Source organism: Roseateles sp. GW821-FHT09G03, assembly GCF_059416045.1.
This window is the reverse complement of sequence record NZ_JBWKOK010000007.1, coordinates 176,362-193,809: the sequence shown is the minus strand read 5'-3', so window position 1 is coordinate 193,809 and position 17,448 is coordinate 176,362. Positions and strand designations below refer to the sequence as shown.

The 17,448-nt window shown below is 71.1% G+C and carries 15 protein-coding genes; all 15 read left to right on the top strand.

The window, feature by feature from the left end; genetic code table 11:
- Positions 1-8: 8 nt before the first annotated feature.
- The 15 genes from xrtB (at position 9) to AC07OZ_RS23800 (ending at position 17,437) form a co-directional block, all read left to right on the top strand.
- Positions 9-935, top strand: coding sequence for an exosortase B (xrtB, locus tag AC07OZ_RS23870; protein WP_495469558.1), 927 nt, complete (start codon positions 9-11; stop codon positions 933-935).
- 21 nt (positions 936-956) lie between these two features.
- Entirely contained in the window at positions 957-1,709 is a 753-nt protein-coding gene (locus tag AC07OZ_RS23865; RefSeq protein WP_495469557.1) for an exosortase C-terminal domain/associated protein EpsI, read from the top strand.
- Positions 1,710-1,762: 53 nt separating this feature from the next.
- A complete protein-coding gene (locus AC07OZ_RS23860) occupies positions 1,763-3,307 on the top strand; it encodes an O-antigen ligase family protein (protein ID WP_495469556.1) in 1,545 nt (514 codons plus the stop codon).
- Positions 3,304-4,347, top strand: coding sequence for an acyltransferase family protein (locus AC07OZ_RS23855; RefSeq protein WP_495469555.1), 1,044 nt, complete (start codon positions 3,304-3,306; stop codon positions 4,345-4,347). The genes AC07OZ_RS23860 and AC07OZ_RS23855 overlap by 4 nt, the downstream gene beginning before the upstream one ends.
- The gene (locus AC07OZ_RS23850) at positions 4,344-5,924 is read left to right on the top strand and encodes an Atrophin-1 multi-domain protein (protein WP_495469554.1); all 1,581 of its coding nucleotides are present in this window, start codon (positions 4,344-4,346) and stop codon (positions 5,922-5,924) included. The genes AC07OZ_RS23855 and AC07OZ_RS23850 overlap by 4 nt, the downstream gene beginning before the upstream one ends.
- Positions 5,921-6,553 carry a serine acetyltransferase gene (locus tag AC07OZ_RS23845; RefSeq protein WP_495469553.1) on the top strand — a complete coding sequence of 211 codons (633 nt, stop codon included), beginning with the start codon at positions 5,921-5,923 and terminating at the stop codon, positions 6,551-6,553. The genes AC07OZ_RS23850 and AC07OZ_RS23845 overlap by 4 nt, the downstream gene beginning before the upstream one ends.
- A 25-nt stretch (positions 6,554-6,578) precedes the next feature.
- Positions 6,579-8,060, top strand: a complete 1,482-nt coding sequence (locus AC07OZ_RS23840) for an Atrophin-1 multi-domain protein (protein WP_495469552.1) — start codon at positions 6,579-6,581, stop codon at positions 8,058-8,060.
- Positions 8,057-9,406 (top strand): glycosyltransferase family 4 protein, encoded by a 1,350-nt coding sequence (locus tag AC07OZ_RS23835; protein WP_495469551.1) that lies wholly within the window; start codon positions 8,057-8,059, stop codon positions 9,404-9,406. Before AC07OZ_RS23840 ends, AC07OZ_RS23835 begins: the two co-directional genes overlap by 4 nt.
- Positions 9,399-10,607, top strand: a complete 1,209-nt coding sequence (locus AC07OZ_RS23830; RefSeq protein WP_495469550.1) for a glycosyltransferase family 2 protein — start codon at positions 9,399-9,401, stop codon at positions 10,605-10,607. Before AC07OZ_RS23835 ends, AC07OZ_RS23830 begins: the two co-directional genes overlap by 8 nt.
- Before the next feature lie 98 nt (positions 10,608-10,705).
- Positions 10,706-11,557, top strand: a complete 852-nt coding sequence (locus AC07OZ_RS23825) for a WecB/TagA/CpsF family glycosyltransferase (protein WP_495469549.1) — start codon at positions 10,706-10,708, stop codon at positions 11,555-11,557.
- Positions 11,554-12,546: a glycosyltransferase family 2 protein gene (locus AC07OZ_RS23820; RefSeq protein ID WP_495469548.1), complete on the top strand. Its 993-nt coding sequence runs from the start codon at positions 11,554-11,556 to the stop codon at positions 12,544-12,546. Before AC07OZ_RS23825 ends, AC07OZ_RS23820 begins: the two co-directional genes overlap by 4 nt.
- Positions 12,547-12,557: 11 nt before the next feature.
- On the top strand, positions 12,558-14,057 hold the full coding sequence (locus tag AC07OZ_RS23815) for a lipopolysaccharide biosynthesis protein (RefSeq protein ID WP_495469547.1): 1,500 nt from the start codon (positions 12,558-12,560) through the stop codon (positions 14,055-14,057).
- Positions 14,054-15,061 carry a polysaccharide pyruvyl transferase family protein gene (locus AC07OZ_RS23810; protein WP_495469546.1) on the top strand — a complete coding sequence of 336 codons (1,008 nt, stop codon included), beginning with the start codon at positions 14,054-14,056 and terminating at the stop codon, positions 15,059-15,061. Before AC07OZ_RS23815 ends, AC07OZ_RS23810 begins: the two co-directional genes overlap by 4 nt.
- Positions 15,061-16,104 (top strand): glycosyltransferase, encoded by a 1,044-nt coding sequence (locus AC07OZ_RS23805; protein WP_495469545.1) that lies wholly within the window; start codon positions 15,061-15,063, stop codon positions 16,102-16,104. The genes AC07OZ_RS23810 and AC07OZ_RS23805 overlap by 1 nt, the downstream gene beginning before the upstream one ends.
- A gap of 13 nt (positions 16,105-16,117) precedes the next feature.
- The gene (locus AC07OZ_RS23800; RefSeq protein ID WP_495469544.1) at positions 16,118-17,437 is read left to right on the top strand and encodes a glycosyltransferase; all 1,320 of its coding nucleotides are present in this window, start codon (positions 16,118-16,120) and stop codon (positions 17,435-17,437) included.
- The last annotated feature ends 11 nt before the right edge of the window (positions 17,438-17,448 follow it).

Below are 17,448 nucleotides of genomic sequence, written 5' to 3'. Positions count from 1 at the left end.
TGAAAGTGATGTCGCGCAATCTCTTCGCCCAGTCTTCCGGCAGCCCCGGCCGCCTCGGGCCGGGCTTCTGGGCCGCCAACCGGGTCGCGCTGCTGGTGCTTGCGGCCGGCCTGCTGGCGCTGTACGTGCCCACGATCATCGACTTCATCCATGGACCGTGGCGGGGCGACCGCAACTCCCATGGGCCGATCGTGCTGGCGCTGTCGGCCTGGTACTTCTACTTCCAGACGAAACGCCTGGCCGGGCAGGGCGAGACCTTCCAGGCGCGTCCCGCGCCCGTCCTCGGCTGGACGGTGATGCTGGTCGGGCTCGCGGCCTACGTGCTGGGCCGCTCCCAGCAGCTGGCCATCCTGGAACTGGGATCGCTGCTGCCTGTGCTGCTGGGCCTGGCGTTCCTGCTGTTCGGTCCCGGTCTGGCCAGGCGCTACTGGTTCGCCTTCTTCCTGCTGCTCTTCGCGGTGCCGCTGCCGGCGTCCATCGTCGACCTCATCACCCAGCCGATGAAGATCGCCGCGTCCTGGGGCGCGGAGCATCTGATGTTCGCGCTCGGTTATCCGGTCGCGCGCTCCGGCGTGATCCTGCAGATCGGCGCGTACCAGCTGATGGTCGCGGACGCCTGCGCGGGCCTGAACTCGCTGTTCACGCTCGAGGCGCTGGGGCTGCTCTACATGAACGTCGTGCGCCACGAATCGGTGTTCCGCAACATCACGCTGGCGATCCTGATCGTGCCGATCTCGTACTGCTCCAACGTCGTGCGCATCCTGATCCTGGCGCTGCTGACGTACCACATGGGCGACGAGGTGGGGCAGGGCTTCATGCACGAGTTCTCCGGCATGGCGCTGTTCCTGACGGCGCTGATGCTGATCGTGGTCGTGGACGGGCTGCTGCGCCAGCTGTCCCTGCGCTGGGCGCGTCTGCGCGGCCGGCCCGCCTGAGGCCTAAGGAAGGAAAAGCCGATGACCACGAATGCCACCGCGCCCATGCCCGCCACGCCGCCCGGCGCGCCGCTGAACCGCCTCCCGCGCCTGCCGCTGGGCGTCTGCGTCGCGGGCGTCATCCTGATGCTGGCCGCGGCCGGCGGCGCCTGGCTGGCGACGCCGCGCCTGCAGGCCATGCAGGGCGCGCCCAACCTGGACGCCGTCGTGCCCAAGGCCTTCGGCGACTGGCGCGCGGTGCAGGACGCGACGCCGCAGATCGACGTCTCCCAAGGTGTCGAGACGGTGCAGGAGCAGCCCTACGACCAGACGGTGATGCGCACCTACGTCAACAGCCAGGGGCAGCAGATCATGCTGGCGCTGGCCTGGGGCGAGCGCCAGCGGCAGGACGTCAAGGTGCACCGGCCCGAGGTCTGTTATCCGGCGCAGGGTTATGCCGTGCGCAAGCTCGTGGCCGGCCCGGCGATCGCGACCGGCGCGCGCGCCGCCCCGGTGCCGACGACGGAACTGCTCACCGAAGGCGGCGGCGGTTACGAAGCGGTGCGCTACTGGATCCGCATCGGCGAGATGTACGGCGGCGACGGCCTGGCCGCGCGCTGGTACATCCTGAATGAAGGCTTCCGCGGCCGAATCCCGGACGGCATGCTGGTGCGCGCCTCGCAGCGGCTGCCGCAGGCGGGCGCGGAGGCGCAGTCGCAGGCGCTGATGGCGTCCTTCCTGTCCGAACTGGTGGCCGCGGTGCCGGCGCCGGCGCGGACGATGCTGGTGCGATGACGCCGGAACGGTCGAGAGGCGAGGGCGGCGTGGCGCGTGTGTTCCGAGGATTGATGACAGCCTGGCGCGGTGTGCGCGGGGGCATGGACGGCACGTCGTGGACGGGCCTGATGGGCCTGGCCGCGGGCGCCGTCGCGATCGGCTACCTGACGGTGATGGTCAGCTCGATGGCGCCCGACAAGCCCGCGATGCTGGCGGTGCTGCCGCTGATGCTGTTGACGGGCTTCCTGTTCGTCTACAGCCGCGAGGCCTTCCTGATGGTCGTGCTGCTGGTGCGCGCCGGCGCCAACCCGATCTTCGAGGAGACGCGCCTGGCCGCCATCGGCGGCCTGGGCGGCCTGCTCAACGCGCTGGTGATCCTGCTGGCCGGGCTGATCATCGCGCGCGATCCCAAGCGCGTGCCGCGCGCGGCGTGGATGATCTGGCTGCCCTTCATCGCGATGCAGGCGCTGGGCATCGTGTATTCGCCGGAGAAGGTGCAGGCGATCCGGCTCTACCTGGGTCAGCTGTCGGTGGTGGCGTTGTTCCTGGTGAGCTTCTATCTGGTGACCGCGGAAGCGGATCTCAACAAGCTGCTCAGGTTGGTCACCTGGTCGTCGGTGCCTGTCGCACTGGTTACCCTGGTTTACATCGGGCTGGGCCGCACGGCTGGTAGCGTGGATGGCTTCGAATCCGGAGCCGGCCGTTACGGCGGTCCCTTCCCCCACGCCAACATCCTGGCGTTCTATCTGGTGTTGTGCCTGGGTGTCTTGCTTTACCGCTGGAAGAGCGGCCAGATCGGCCGCCAGCCGGTCACGCTGATGGCGGTGACCGGCTACATGCTGCTGCTGATCGGCCTCCTGTTCGCGACCAAGACGCGCAGCGCGTGGATCTCGGTGGTGTTCCTCTTCGTCGTCTACGGGCTGTTCCGGGAGCGGCGCTACATCGTCTACCTGGCCGTCGGCGGGATGCTGTCCATGCTGATCCCCGAGGTGCGCGAGCGCGTCATGGGCATGACGCAGGGCAATGAGGTCGTGCAGTACGCGCAGCTGAACTCCTTCGCCTGGCGCAAGCTGCTGTGGACCGACGCGCTGACGTGGATGTCGCCGTCGCGCTACCTGACCGGTTACGGCGCGGAGTCGTTCCAGGACCTGTCGACGACCTTCTTCTCGATGGCCGGCCGGGTGAAGTGGGGCGCGCACAGCGCGGCGGTGCAGGTGTTCTTCGAACTCGGCGCGATCGGGCTGGGCGCGTTCTGCTGGGTGTACTGGCGCACCGGCCGGATGATCGCGACGCTGTGGGGCGCGCGGCCGCTGCTGGCGCTGGTGGGTTTGTCGCTGCTGGGGGCCAACTTCCTGGTCTCCCTGTCCGACAACATGCTGTTCTACCTGATCTACAACTGGTACTTCTGGCTGACGATGGGCGCGATCTGCGCGCTGGCCTGCCGTATCGCCGGCGCCGGCGAACGCCGCAAGGCCCGGCCCTGGGGCATCCGGCCGAGCAAGTACCGGCCGCCGCCCGACTTCCCGCCGACGGAGCCGCTCCACCCGACCTTGCCGCCGCCGCTGCCGGCCTCGCACGCGCGGCCGGCCCGGCTGACCGGAGGGCGCTTCCGATGAGCCACGACACTGCGAACCCCGCCGCCGTGGGCGCCGCGCATCCCGAGGGCGGACGCCAGCCCGTGCTGGACGGCGTGCGCGCCATCAGCATCCTGTCGGTGCTGTATATCCACCTGTTCCCGCTGCGCGTCGGCGGCCACTCGCTGAACGATTCGCTGGGCATGTTCGGCATGGCCCTGTTCTTCATCCTGTCGGGCTACCTGATCACGCAGCAGTTGCTGAGGCGGCCGCCGGTGGTCAACTTCGTCGCGCGCCGGCTGCTGCGCGTCGTGCCCGCCGCCTGGATCTGCATGGCGGTGGTGTGGTGGTTCGTGCCGGTCGACGTCGAGACGGCGCTGAGCTACCTGTTCTTCTATGCCAACCTGCCGCCGCAGCGGCTGGTCTGGCCGATCGACCACTTCTGGAGCCTGTGCATCGAGGTCCAGTTCTACCTGCTCGCGGCGGTGCTGCTGTGGCTGCGGGTACGCGCGATCGGGTGGCTGTTCCCGGCGCTGCTGCTGGCCGTGACGGTGATGCGGGTGACGCATCTGTCGACGACCGGCAGCATCACCTGGTTCCGCGCGGATGACCTGCTGGCCGGCGCCTGCCTGGCGCTGCTGATGCAGTCGCGCCATGCGCCCACGGCGCGCATGCTGCTGGGCCGGCCCGCGGCGGTCCCGCTGGCCCTGATGCTGCTGCTGGCCTGCAGCCTGATTTCCCACCACAGCGTCTATCCGCTGAGCTTCCTGCGCCCGTACGCGGCGGCGGCCTTCGTCTGCGCGCTGCTGGTGCAGCCGGGGCATTGGCTGTCGCGCTGGCTGGGGGGAGCCGCGCTTGCCTATATTGCTTCTGTTTCCTACGCCTTGTATGTGTGGCACCTGCCCCTGGCGGCCACCTGGCTCGGCAGCGGTGAGCACTGGACGAAATACCTCAAACGACCGCTGTTGTTGCTGGTGGTCTTCGGCATCGCGCACGTCTCCACCTTCCAGGTGGAACGGCGCTTCAACGAGCTGGCCAAGCGCATTGGGGCAGGGCGCGGCCGGCAGCTGAAGGAGGTATGAAAGTGTCGCTGTCATCACCCCACCGTTCCTGCTCCCGTTCCCGGACCGGCCCGCTCGCGGCGCCCGGCCAGGAACGCACCGCCTCTCGCCGCGAGGCTCCCACCCGGCGACGGCCCCCCGCGACGCGGCTGCTGGCCGCCGTCGCGGCCGGCACGCTGCTGATGCTGGCCGCGGGCACCGCCGCGGCCCAGTACGGGCTGGGCGTGCCGTCGCCGCGCTACGGCAGCTTCGAGTCGCCGTTCGCGTCGTACTCGCCCTGGAACCTGCGCCCGGTCAATCCGGTGCTGGGCACCGCCGTCATCCCGCTCTCGGAGTACTACCCGACGCTGGCCGAGGGCACCTGGTCCACCGGCGCCTTCAAGGCCGCGAGCACCGACGCGCCGGTCACGGTCTACCCGCTGGCCGGCCAGTCCGGCGTCTGGGACCCGGACATGGAGGTCTACCGGCCCACCGTGGTGATCCCGCGCTGGCCCGCCGGCGTCACGCCGGCCTCGGGCTCGGACGGCCACGCCGACATCGTCGACGAGACGATGGGCATCGTGCATTCGTTCTTCCAGCTCCGGCGCGAGAGCAACGGCCAGTGGCGCGCCGGCCAGTACGCCTGGGCGCCGTTGGCGGGCCGCGGCTTCGGCGAGCCGGCGCACTACTACATGGGCGCGCGCGCCGTCGGCGTGTCGGCCATCGGCGGCATCATCCGCAAGGGCGAGGTGGACGACGGCCTGCCGTTCTACCGCCATGCGCTGGCGATGTCGCTGACCTTCAACGGCCTGAGCGCCACGACGCCCTACATCTTCCCGGCCACCTCGGCCGACGGCAACGCCGCCACGACCAACACCGGCGCCATCCCGCAAGGCGCGCTGATGATGCTGCCCGCGGACTTCGACACCGCCTCGATCCAGAACCTGAAGCTGCGCAAGGTCGCGGAGACGCTGAAGAAATTCGGCGCCTACGTCGTCGATCGCAACTACGGCACGCCCTACGTGATCTACGTCGAGAACGGCAGCAACTTCAACCTGATGCCCACCGGCTGGGACGATGCGACGGCCGTGCAGCTCGACCGCATCCGCGCGTCGCTGCGCCAGGTGATGAGCGTCGCGTGGTGGATCAACGCCAACGGCGAATCGGTGGTGCCGGAGCGGCGCCTGAACCTGCTGTCGATGCGCGGCCAGTGGTCGCTGCAGCGCGGCACGGCGATCGGCGCCTTCGACACCTGGAAGCAGGCGGTGGCCTTCCCGGCGGAAGCGGTCGATGTCATCCAGGTGAACTACAGCAGCCGCGTGCTCAGCACGGTGGCGTGGTCCAGGCCGGTGGCCGGCGCGCCTTACAAGCTCACCGCGCGGGCGACCGGCGGCGCCCGCCTGAAGTTCCAGCTGTTCAGCAGCGCGGGCGTGAAGCTCTTCGACAGCGGCGAACTCGCCGACGGCCAGAGCATCGAGTTCCCCTGGCCCGACGGCTCGGGGCTGCTCACGGCGCTGTTCGCCTACAGCGGCGCGGCGGGCACGGTCTCGACGGTGGGCGGCACGCTGGTCCTGAACTCGCCGCTGACCCTGATGTCCGGCAAGGTGCTGATGCCATGAGCGGAGGCGGCGACACCGGGACGACCCACGCGCGGAGCGATCCGCGCGCGGACTGGGCCGCCGACCTCGCCCGCTACGGCGGGCGTGCGGCGCTGCACCGGGACCAGTCGCTGTGGGCGATCCGGGTGCACCGTTTCGGCCGGCGCGTCGACGCGATGCCGCCCGGCTTCTCGCGCCGCTGGCATACCCGGCTCTACTGGCTGCTGTTCCGGTTCGTGGAGACGCTGACCGGCATCAGCCTGCCCAAGGAGTGCCGCATCGGTCCCGGGCTGCGGATCTGGCATTTCGGCGGCATCTTCGTCAATCCGGCCACCGTCATCGGCGCGAATTGCACCTTGCGCCAGGGCGTGACGCTGGGCAACCGCGTCGAGGACGGTCCGTGTCCGGTGCTGGAGGACGGCGTCGAGCTCGGCGCCTATGCCCAGGTGCTGGGCGGCGTGCGGCTGGGCGCCGGCTGCAAGGTCGGCGCGATGGCCGTCGTGCTGACCGATGTGCCGCCGGGCGCGACCGCCGTGGGCAACCCGGCACGCATCTTGCCCCTAGTGGCGCCCCGGGCCGACGCGGCCGGGATCGTTTCGCCCGGAATTTCCGGTGCGTCCGAAGTGCCGGCGCTGCTGGCGGACGACTGACCATGGGAGGAGTTCCGACGTGACGATGCAGTGGAATCGACGCCGCTGGTGCGGTGCCGGCCTCGGGCTGACCGCGGGCGCCGCGGCGCCGTGGCTGGACGCGGCGGCGGCCGACGCCGGCGACGCGAAGGACGCCAAGGCCGACAAGTCGGAGAAGGCCGGCAAGGAGGCGGAGAAGGGCGGCCGCCGGCCGCGCTTCGGCACCTTCGAACGTCCGTTCTCGGCGCAGTCGCCCTGGAATTCGCGTCCGGTCGATCCAGTGCTGGGCGACACCCGCATCCCCAAGGACGACTACTACCCGACGATCGAGAACGGCACCTGGTCCACCGGCGTGTTCCTGTGCGGGCCCGACGACCGGCCCCAGCGCGTGCTGGGCCTGCCCGGCCAGCCCGGCGTCTGGGACCCGGACGCCGAGGCCCACCAGCCCGAGGTGCTGATCCCGCGCTGGCCCGAGGCGGCCATGCCGTCCAAGGGTTCGGACGGCCACCTGGACCTGGTCGATCCGCAGACAGGGATCATCCATTCCTTCTTCATGCTCAAGCGCGTCGGCGACGACTGGCGCGCGCAGCAGTACGCCTGGACACGGCTGGACGGCCGCGGCTGGGGCGATCCGGCGCACTACTTCCAGGGCGCGCGCGCGGCCGGCGTGCCGACGATGGGCGGGCTGATCCGCAAGCACGAGTTCGAGGACGGCGACACGATGTACCGGCACGCGCTGGCGATCTCGCTGACCTTCTCGGCGCTGCAGGCGAAGCCGAACTACGTGTTCCCGGCCACCTCGGGCGACAACCAGCCCGAGCGCAACAAGGGCGCGATCCCCGAGGGCGCGCTGCTGATGCTGGCGCCGGACTTCGACGTCAAGTCGCTGAACGACGCCAAGATGCGCAAGATCGCGGAGACGCTGAAGGTCTACGGTGGCTACGTCGTGGACCGCAACGTCGGCACCCCCTTCGTGATCTACGCCGAGATCGGCACGCCGGTGCGCCTGCATCCGATGGGCGGCTGGAACAACCAGGTCGCGAGCGACCTCGACAAGCTGCGCTGGAGCCTGCGCCCCGTGCGGTCCACGTCGGGCTTCCTGGACGGCCACGGCCGGCCGGTCGATCTGCAGACGCCGCTGAACGTGCTGTCGATGCGCGGCGAATGGAAGGCCGAACGCGGCGACGCGCGTGCGCGTTTCGACAGCTGGAAGCAGGCCGTGGTGCTGCGCGACGCGAGCGCGGGCGACGTGGTCGTGAACGAGGGCTGGCGCGCGATCACTTCGGTGAACTGGGCCAAACCCAAGGCGGGTCAGGACTGCAAGCTGACCGCGCGCACCTCCAACGCGACGCTGCGTGTGCAGATCCGCGGCGAGAAGGGCATCGCCTTCGACACCGGCGACCTGGTCGACGGCAAGACCTCGAGCTTCCGCTGGCCCGAGCGCTTCGGCGGCGCGCGGCTGCTGGTGCGCGCCACCGGCGGCGGCGAGGTCTGGGCCGGCGGCGACCTGCTCGCGCAGAACGAATGAACGCGATGACCTCGACGACCGAGTCCACTCCCCTGCCCACCCCCTTGCCCAGCGCCTTGCCGTCCGACGCCGCGCCCCGCCATCCGCGTCTGGCCTACCTCGTCAACCACTATCCCAAGGTCAGCCACACCTTCATCCGGCGCGAGATCCTGGCGGTGGAACAGCAGGGCCTGGAGGTGCTGCGCCTGGCCATCCGCGGCTGGGACGACGACGCGCCCGATCCCGTCGACCAGGCCGAGAAGGCGCGCACGCACTACCTGCTGAAGGACGGCGCTCCCGGCCTGCTGAAGGCGACGCTCGCGCAGGCCGTGCGCGCGCCGGGCCGCTTCTTCGCGGCGCTGAAACTGGCGCTGCGGATGAGCCGGCGCGCCGACCGGCCCTGGCCCTTCCACCTTGCCTACCTGATGGAAGCCTGCGCCGCGATGCCGGTGCTGCGCGCCGCCCGCATCGAGCACTTGCACATCCATTTCGGCACCAACCCGGCCGAACTCGGCATGCTGATCGAGGCGCTCGGCGGCCCCGGCTACAGCATGACCGTCCATGGCCCGGAGGAATTCGACCGGCCGGACTTCCTGCACCTGGGCGCGAAGATCCGCGGCGCGCGTTTCGTCGCCGCGATCACGTCCTTCTGCCGCAGCCAGCTGTCGCGCTGGGTCGCCTACACCGAGTGGCCCAAGCTGCGCATCGTGCATTGCGGGCTGGACCCCGAGTTCCACGCGGTCGACGCGCCGCCGCCGCAAGGCAAGCGGCTGATCTGCATCGGCCGCATGACCGAGCAGAAGGGCCACCTGCTGCTGATCGAGGCCGCGGCCCAGGTCGCGCGCCAGGTGCCGGACTTCGAGCTGGTGCTGGCCGGCGACGGCGAGCTGCGCGCGACCATCGAGCAGCGCATCGCGCAGCTCGGCCTGCAGCGCAACGTCCGCATCACCGGCTGGATCTCCAGCGACACCGTGCGCAGCGAGCTGCTCGCGGCGCGGGCGCTGGTGCTGGCGAGCTTCGCCGAAGGCCTGCCCGTCGTGATCATGGAAGCGATGGCGCTGGGCCGCCCCTGCGTCAGCACCTGCATCGCGGGCATCCCCGAGCTGATCCGCGACGGCGAGAACGGCTGGCTGCTGCCTGCCGGCGATCCGGACGCGCTGGCGCGGGCGATGCTCGATTGCCTGCGGCTGGACGACGCCGAACTCGCGCGCGTCGGTCAGCGGGCGAGGGCGTCGGCGCTGGAGCGCCACGACGTGGACCGCGAGGCGGCCAAGCTGGTGGCGCTGTTCGAGGAATACGCATCGCCGGCCAAGACCTATTCGAGCCAGCGCGCCGCCTCCGGCGCGAAGGGGAGCGCGCATGCCTGACGTCGTCTTCGTCGTGCTGTGGGTCGTGATGGTCGCGATCGGGCTGCTGCTGCTCGCGCCGGTGGCGCTGGTGCTGGCGCAGGTGCTGCTCGCGCTGCTGCCGGACCGGACGATCCCCGACATGCCGCGTCCGCGCCGCATCGCCGTGATCATGCCGGCGCACAACGAGGGTCGCGGCCTGCGGCCCACGCTGATGCAGGCGCTGGCGCAGCTCGGGCCCCAGGACCGGCTGCTGGTCGTCGCCGACAACTGCAGCGACGACACCGCGGCGCAGGCGCGCGAGTTCGACGTGACCGTCGTCGAGCGCTTCCACGAGACCGAGCGCGGCAAGGGCTACGCGCTGGACTTCGGCGTGCGCGCGCTGGAGGCGCTGGCGCTGAAGGAGGGCCAGGCGCCCGATGTCGTCGTCATCCTCGATGCCGACTGCGTGCTGGACCCGACGCTGCTGCCGCGCATCGCGTCGGTGGCGCACGGCACCGGCCGGCCGGTGCAGGCGACCTACCTGATGACGGCGGCCAACGATGGCCTGAAGGCGCGGGTCGCGGAGTTCGCGATGCGCGTCAAGAACCTGGTGCGGCCGCGCGGCATGCATCAGCTCGGCCTGCCCTGCGGCCTCTACGGCACCGGCATGGCCTTCCCGTGGGACGTGGCCGTGCAGGCGCCGCTGGCCAGCGGTCATCTGGCCGAGGACATGCAACTCGGCGTGCGCCTGGCCCAGCTCGGCGCGCCGCCGCTGCTGTGCGAGGACGCGCGGGTGACCAGCGTCTTCGCCAACAGCCAGGAGGGCGAGGCCAGCCAGCGCACGCGCTGGGAGCACGGCCACCTCGCGATGCTGGTCGGCGAGGGCCCGGGCCTGCTCTGGCGCTCGCTGCGGCCGGGCCGCGGCGCGCAACTGCTGCAGGTGCTGGACATGCTGGTGCCGCCGCTGGCGCTGTTGGCGATGTCGCTGGTCGGATGGACGTTCGTGACCTTGGTCGTGGCCGTCGCAGCCGGTTGGGTGGCACCGTTCGTCCTGGCGCTGGGGACGCTGGCCCTGCTCGTCGCGGCGATCGTCGTCGCGCAGCAGCGCTGGGCCGCCGATGTGCTGAGCCTGGGCGAGCTGGCCCGCGCCCCGTTCATCCTGCTGGCCAAGATCCCGCTGTACCTGCGCTTCGTGTTCAAGCGCCAGACCGACTGGGTGCGCACCAAGCGCGACACCTGAACCGGCGCCGCCGAAGCCTGACGGCACCCGTTGAACCTCTTTGAATCCCGCCTCCTGGCTCCGAACGCAACCACCCGATACCACCGATGACCGTGCCGATGTCTGACACCGCATCCTTCGCCTCCGGCGCCTCCGCCGGGGATGGCGCGCGTCCTGGAGGCGCCTCCGTGCTGCCCACCGTGCGCGTCGACGGGCTGGACTTCGTCGCCAGCACCGTGCCGCAGGTGTCGGCGCACATCGTCGCCGAGGCGGGCGCGGGCCGCGGCGGCTGGGTGGTCACGCCCAACATCGACATCCTGCGCCGCTGGCGCGTCGACGCGGCCTTCCGCGCGCTGGTCGAGTCCGCGACGATCTTCACCGCCGACGGCCGCCCCATCGTCTGGGCCAGCCAGCTGCAGGGCACGCCGCTGCCGGCGCGGCTGACCGGCTCGGACCTGTTCATCCGGCTCGTGGGCGAGGCCCACGCGGCCGGCCTGCGCATCGCGCTGATCGGCGGCAACGAAGGCGCCGCCGAGGCGGCCGCCGCGACGCTGCTGCCCGAGGGCGGCGCGGACCGCGTACGCTGCCTGTGCCCGCCGTTCGGCTTCGAGCAGCAGCCGGCCGAGATGGCCCGGCTGGAGCAGTTGCTGACCGACTGGCAGCCGCACATCGTGTTCATCGGCCTGGGCTCGCCGAAGCAGGAGAAGCTGATCGCCCGCCTGCGCCCGCTGGCGCCGCGCGCCTGGTACCTGGGCGTGGGTGTGAGCTTCAGCTTCGTCGCCGGCGACGTGAAGCGCGCGCCGGGCTGGATGCAGCGCTCCGGGCTGGAGTGGGTGCACCGGCTGGTGCAGGAACCGGGCCGGCTGGCGCGGCGCTATCTGGTGGACGGGATCCCGTTCGCCGTCGGCCTGCTGTGGCGCGCGCGCCTGGCCCGCGGACGCGCGCCGCAGGGTCCGGGAGCGGCACGATGAACGCCACCACCAACGACTCCGTGAACGACTCCGTGGACCGCGCCCCGGGCGCGCCCGCAATCAGCGTCGTCATCCCGCTCTACAACAAGGAGAGCCACATCGCGCGTGCCGTCGATTCGGTGCTGGCGCAGACGTGGCGGGACTTCGAGCTCGTGGTCGTCGACGACGGCTCGCGCGACGGCGGCGCTGCCGTCGTCGAGGCCTACACCGACCCGCGCGTGCGGCTGCATCGCCAGCCCAACGCCGGCGTGTCGGTGGCGCGCAACCAAGGCGTGGCGCTGACGTCGGCGCCGCTGGTCGCGTTCCTCGATGCCGACGACGCCTGGGAGCCGGACTTCCTCGAGCAGGTGATGACGCTGCAGGCGCGGCATCCGCAGGCGGTCGCCGTGGCGATGAACTACGAGGTCGTCGCGCCCAACGGCGCGCGATCGCTCGGCGTGGATCCGGCGCGTGCGCCGTCGCAGTTGCTGGACCCGCTCGCTTATTTCCGCATCGGCAAGCATGGCTCGCCGGTGTTCTCGTCGGCGGTCGCGGTGCGGCGCGAGGCGCTGGCCGCGGCCGGTGGTTTCCCGGAAGGCGTGCGCCTGGGCGAGGACATCGACACCTGGATCCGGCTGCTGTTCCAGGGGCCGGTGGTCTTCGACGCGCGGCCCGGCGGCATGTACTTCAACGACGCCACGAACCGTGCCCTGAACACGCACGCGCCGCCGGCGCGCTACGTCTTCTTCGACACCATCGACCGCTGGCTGGCCGCGCACCCCGCCCTGGTCGAGGAGCGACGCGAGGCCGAGGAGTTCAAGAACTTCTTCCGCCTGCTGCACGCGCACCACCAGATCCGCTGGGGCGACGCCGCCGCCGGCCGGCGGCTGCTCGGCCAGACGCGGACCCGGACCTTCCGCCGCGAGAAGCTGCGGCTGCAACTGCTGAGCCGCGTGCCCCGCGCCTGCTACACGGGCCTGTCGCGGCTGCGGCAGGCCCTGTTCTCCTGAGCGGGCGGCCCATGAAGGAAAAGCTCGCCCGCGGCGTGCTGTGGCTCAGCGGAGCCAAGGTCGTCGTCAACGTCCTGGGACTGGTCAGCACGCTGGTGCTGGCCCGGCTGCTCACGCCCGAGGACTTCGGCCTGGTCGCCATCGCGATGACGCTGATCGCGCTGCTGCAGTCGGTGACGGAGATGTCGCTGTCCGCCGCGCTGATCCACCACCAGGCGCCGACCGACGAGCACTTCAACAGCGCCTGGACGATGAACGCGCTGCGCGCGCTGCTGCTGGCCTCCGTGCTGGGCATCGCGTCGCCCTTCGTCGCCGACTTCTACAAGGACCCGCGCCTGCTGCCGGTGCTGCTGCTGCTGTCGGGCTCGATGGCGCTGGCCGGCCTGAACAACCCCAAGCAGGTGGTGCTCACGCGGCGGCTGGAGTTCTGGCAGGAATTCGCCGTGCTGGTCACGCAGAAGCTGGCCGGCTTCCTGGTCGGCGTGGGCATGGCGCTGGTCTTCCGCAGCTACTGGGCGCTGGTGGCCGGCACGCTGGCCACGCAGATCGCGGGGCTGATCGTGTCCTACTGCGTCGTGCCGTTCCGCCCGCGGCCCTCGCTCTCCAAGGTGCGCGAGCTGTGGTCGTTCTCGGCCTGGGTCACGCTGAGCTACATCCTCAACACGATCAACTGGAAGCTGGACCACCTGCTGATCGGCACCTTCATCAGCCCCAAGGCGCTGGGCATCTACACCGTCGGCGACAACCTCGCCGGACTGCCGACGCGCGAGACCATCGGCCCGCTGGAGCAGGCGCTGTTCCCCGGCCTGCGCCAGGTCACCGACGACCCCGAGCGGCTGCGGCGCACCTATGCGCGGGCGCAGGCGCTGATCACGATGATCGCGCTGCCGGTGGGCTTCGGCGTCGGCGCGCTGGCGCGGCCGCTGGTCGAGCTGGTGCTCGGGCCGAAGTGGCTGGAGGCGGTGCTCATCGTGCAGGTGCTGTCCTGCGTCTTCGCGGTGCAGACCATCAGCTCCGCCGTGCATCCGCTGGCGATGGCCAAGGGCAAGACGCGCATGATGTTCGGCCGCGACGTCTTCGGCTTCTGCCTGCGCGTGCCCATCATCCTGGTCGGCATGTGGTGGGCCGGCATGGTCGGCATCGTCTTCGGCCGCATGGTGTCGGGCACGCTGGGCGTGTTCATCAACGCGACGCTGGTGCGGCGCCTGATCGGCCTGACGATCCGGCAGCAGCTGTTCAACAGCTGGCGCTCGCTGCTCAGCGTGGCCGTGATGTGGAGCGCGCTGACCGCGACCGTGCACCACTGGCCGGTCAACGGCGGCGCCCTCGAGCGCGCCGGCTGGCTGGCCGGACTGGGACTGGCGGGGGGGGCGACCTACCTCGCCCTGCATTTCGCGCTCTGGGGCCTGGCGGGCAAGCCCGCCGGCGCGGAGCAGGATTTCATCGAACTCGCCGGCAAGGCTGCCGGCAAGCTGGGCAAATTGATTCCGATCGGAAGGGAAGCGACGTGACGGACACGACCGACTACAGGCGTTTGATCGAGGACCAGGCCGCGCGCTCCGCGCAGGCGCTGTCGCGCTTCGTCAGGACCGGCCAGGACTTCGCGCTGGTGGATTTCCCCGACCACTACAACGTCGGCGACAGCGCCATCTGGCTGGGCGAGATCGCGCTGTTCAAGCGCCTGCTCGGCGGCGCGCCGAGCTACGTCAGCACCGTCGAGAGCTACTCGAAGGAGGCGCTGCGCCGCGCCGCGCCGACCGGTCCGATCTTCATCCACGGCGGCGGCAACTTCGGCGACATCTATCCGAAGCACCAGGACTTCCGCATCCGTCTGATGACCGACTTCCCGGACCGCGACATCGTCCAGCTGCCGCAGTCCATCAGCTTCAGCGCGCCGGAGGCGGTGGCCGCCACCGCGCAGGCGATCGCGGCACACGGCCGCTTCACGCTGCTGGTGCGAGACCAGCCCAGCCTGACCTTCGCCCGCGAGCATTTCGTCTGCCCGGTCGAGCTGCTGCCCGACATGGCCTTCGGCATCGGCCCGATCGAGAAGCCGGTGTCGCCGAGCTCGGCGATCTTCATGCTGCTGCGCGAGGACACCGAGCGCGCCGCCTACGACCGCGAGCCGCTGCTGCGCCGCCCGGACGCGGTCGCCGCGGACTGGGTCACCGAGCCGCAGCGCTTCCACCGCCTGTGCACCTGGCGCAGCCGGATCGCGATGGCCGGCAAGGGCGGGCTGTCGTCGCCGCAGGGCACGCTGGACCTCTACAACCGCCTGGCGCAGGGCCGCGTGCGGCGCGGGCTCAAGATGCTGGCCTCGGGCCGCGTCGTCGTGACGGACCGGCTGCATGCGCACATCCTCTCGACGATGATGGACATCCCGCACGTGGTGCTGGACAACAGCTACGGCAAGATCGCCGGCTACATGGCCGCCTGGACCGGCGTCTATCCGAAGGTGCGACGCGCGAAGACCTCCGACGACGTGCTGGCCCACCTCAAGGAATGGGGTTTGTGATGAGCACGACGGCCTCCGGCACGACGCTTTCCGGCATGACGCCCACCGACCTCGACGTCAGCGTCGTCATCTGCACCCGCAACCGCGCGCGGCAACTGGCGGAGGTGCTCGACTCGGCCACGCAGCTCGAGGTCCCCGAGGGACTGCGCTGGGAGCTGCTCGTCGTCGACAACGGCAGCAGCGACGACACCGAGGCGGTGATCCGCGGCTTCGCCGGCCGGCTGCCGGTGCGTTATGCCCGCGAGGACACGCCGGGCCTGTCCAACGCGCGCAACCAGGGCGTGCGCTCGGCCCGTGGCGAGTACCTCTGCTGGACCGACGACGACGTGCGCATGGACCGTCGCTGGCTGGCGGCCTATGTCGAGGCTTTCCGCCGGCATCCCGAGGCCTCCGTCTTCGGCGGCCGCGTGCTGCCGCGGCTCGAAGGCGGCGGGGCGCCGCAGTGGTTCATCGACGAACACCTGAAGTACCCGATCGCCAGCCCGATGGCCTACCGCGACCTCGGCGACGAGGAACTGGCGCTGAGCTTCACCGGCAACCGCGTGCCCTACGGCGCCAACTTCGCGGTCCGGACCGCCGAGCAGCGCCAGGCGCTGTACGACCCGGAGCTGGGTGTCTCGCCGACGCACAAGCGCCTGGGCGAGGAGGTCGACGCGCTCTACCGGATGATGAAGGCCGGCGCGACCGGCTGGTGGGTGCCGGGCTCGCGGGTGCACCACCTGATCCCGCCGGGGCGCCAGACGGCGGCCTACATCTACGAGTACTACTTCCTCGCCGGCGCGACGACCGCCCACCTGAAGGCGCGCCGCCCGGACGACAACTACCTGATCGTCGACGGCGACGTGCCGTCCGACCTCGGCCTGTCGCGCTGGCGCTGCTACCGCCGCGGACTGCGGCGCTTCCTGGCCTACCGCACGGCCCGCCGGCGCGGCGACCTGCGCTGGATCTCCGACCTGGCCGACCTGGGCTACTACCTGGGCATGGGCTCCTACGGCGGCGCGGCCGAGAAGACCTTCCTCGGACTGAAGACCCGCTTCGAATGAGGAACGCCGCGTCATGACCCGCAAGATCCTGTTCGTGGCGCCGGTGCCGCCGTGGCCGGCCGACTCCGGCGGCGCGCAGCGCAGCTTCCTCCTCTACCAGGCGCTGAAGCGGCTGGGCGACGTCGACCTGGTGCTGATCACCGCGAACGAGATCGCCGGCGACACGCTGCGCGTGCTGCGCGACGACTTCGGACTGAAGGCCGTGCTGCGGCCGGATCCGGGCCTGCTGACCTTGCGCCGGCTGCACTTCGGCTACGGGCGCATCGGCGTCAACGTGCTGCGCCTGACGCGCTGGCTGCTGGGCAGCCGCGACACGCTGTACCGCAGCGGTTCGCTGGCCCGCGAGATGCGCGCGCTGGTCCGTGCCGGCGGCTACGACCTGGCGGTGGGCCGCTACCTGTGGACGGTCGAGCAGAGCGGCGTGATCGACGAACTGCCGACCTGGCTGGACTTCGACGACCTCGAGTCCGAGGTCTGGCAGAGCCGCGCCGACGAGGCCGGCGGCCGCCTGCTGAAGGCCTATTACCGGCAGATCGCCGGCAGCTACGCGACGCGGCAGCGCCAGCTGGCGCGCCGGCTGGCCGGCGGCTGGGTCGCGAAGGCGCGCGACGCCGGCCGGCTCGACCGGGCCGACCTCGGCGTGCTGCCCAACATCCCGTTCGCGAACTACCCGCGCCCGGCCGAGCCGCTGCCGTACGAGGGCGAGGGCGAGAGCGAGGGCGGCACCCACGGCGGCGCCGGGACGCTGAACGTCATCGGCGTCGCCGCCTTCGACTACCGGCCCAACCTGCTGGGCTTCGACTGGTTCGTCACGCAGGTCTGGCCGCGCGTGGTCGACCGCTTCCCGCAGGCGCGGCTGAACCTCGTGGGCAAGCTCAAGGACGAGGACGCCGCCGCGCGCTGGCGCCAGGTGCCCGGCGTCGTGCTGCACGGCCGCGTGCCGGAGCTGCCGCCGTACTACGCGTCCGCGCTGTTCGCGGTGGCGCCGGTGTTCCAGGGCGGCGGCACCAACATCAAGGTGATCGAGGCGCTGGTCTACGGCCGCTGCTGCGTCGGCACGCCGCACGCGCTCAAGGGCTTCGAGGGCCTGGGCGGCCTCCACGAGGGCGCCGACGCCGAGGCCTTCGCCGCCCGCTGCATCGCGCTGCTGGCCGCGCCGGCCGACTGCGTCGAGGCCGGTCAGGCGGCGGCGCGCGGCGCGGCGGACCGGTTCTCGTTCGCGCACTTCGCCGACGAGGTGGCCCGGACGCTGGAGGCCCCACGAACGCCCTCCGAACGGGCGCACCAGCACGTGGCGGATCGCCTCAAGCCGGTTCAGGATCCCCCCGCTTGAGGGGTCTCGCG

Bases quoted from the DNA above. Each gene is read 5' to 3' on its own strand.
- AC07OZ_RS23835 (WP_495469551.1), top strand. From the start codon at position 8,057: ATGAACGCGATGACCTCGACGACCGAGTCCACTCCCCTGCCCACCCCC.
- AC07OZ_RS23850 (WP_495469554.1), top strand. From the start codon at position 4,344: ATGAAAGTGTCGCTGTCATCACCCCACCGTTCCTGCTCCCGTTCCCGG.
- AC07OZ_RS23820 (WP_495469548.1), top strand. From the start codon at position 11,554: ATGAACGCCACCACCAACGACTCCGTGAACGACTCCGTGGACCGCGCC.
- AC07OZ_RS23815 (WP_495469547.1), top strand. From the start codon at position 12,558: ATGAAGGAAAAGCTCGCCCGCGGCGTGCTGTGGCTCAGCGGAGCCAAG.
- AC07OZ_RS23865 (WP_495469557.1), top strand. From the start codon at position 957: ATGACCACGAATGCCACCGCGCCCATGCCCGCCACGCCGCCCGGCGCG.
- AC07OZ_RS23825 (WP_495469549.1), top strand. From the start codon at position 10,706: ATGTCTGACACCGCATCCTTCGCCTCCGGCGCCTCCGCCGGGGATGGC.
- AC07OZ_RS23840 (WP_495469552.1), top strand. From the start codon at position 6,579: ATGCAGTGGAATCGACGCCGCTGGTGCGGTGCCGGCCTCGGGCTGACC.
- xrtB (WP_495469558.1), top strand. From the start codon at position 9: ATGTCGCGCAATCTCTTCGCCCAGTCTTCCGGCAGCCCCGGCCGCCTC.
- AC07OZ_RS23855 (WP_495469555.1), top strand. From the start codon at position 3,304: ATGAGCCACGACACTGCGAACCCCGCCGCCGTGGGCGCCGCGCATCCC.
- AC07OZ_RS23800 (WP_495469544.1), top strand. From the start codon at position 16,118: ATGACCCGCAAGATCCTGTTCGTGGCGCCGGTGCCGCCGTGGCCGGCC.
- AC07OZ_RS23830 (WP_495469550.1), top strand. From the start codon at position 9,399: ATGCCTGACGTCGTCTTCGTCGTGCTGTGGGTCGTGATGGTCGCGATC.
- AC07OZ_RS23860 (WP_495469556.1), top strand. From the start codon at position 1,763: ATGACAGCCTGGCGCGGTGTGCGCGGGGGCATGGACGGCACGTCGTGG.
- AC07OZ_RS23845 (WP_495469553.1), top strand. From the start codon at position 5,921: ATGAGCGGAGGCGGCGACACCGGGACGACCCACGCGCGGAGCGATCCG.
- AC07OZ_RS23805 (WP_495469545.1), top strand. From the start codon at position 15,061: ATGAGCACGACGGCCTCCGGCACGACGCTTTCCGGCATGACGCCCACC.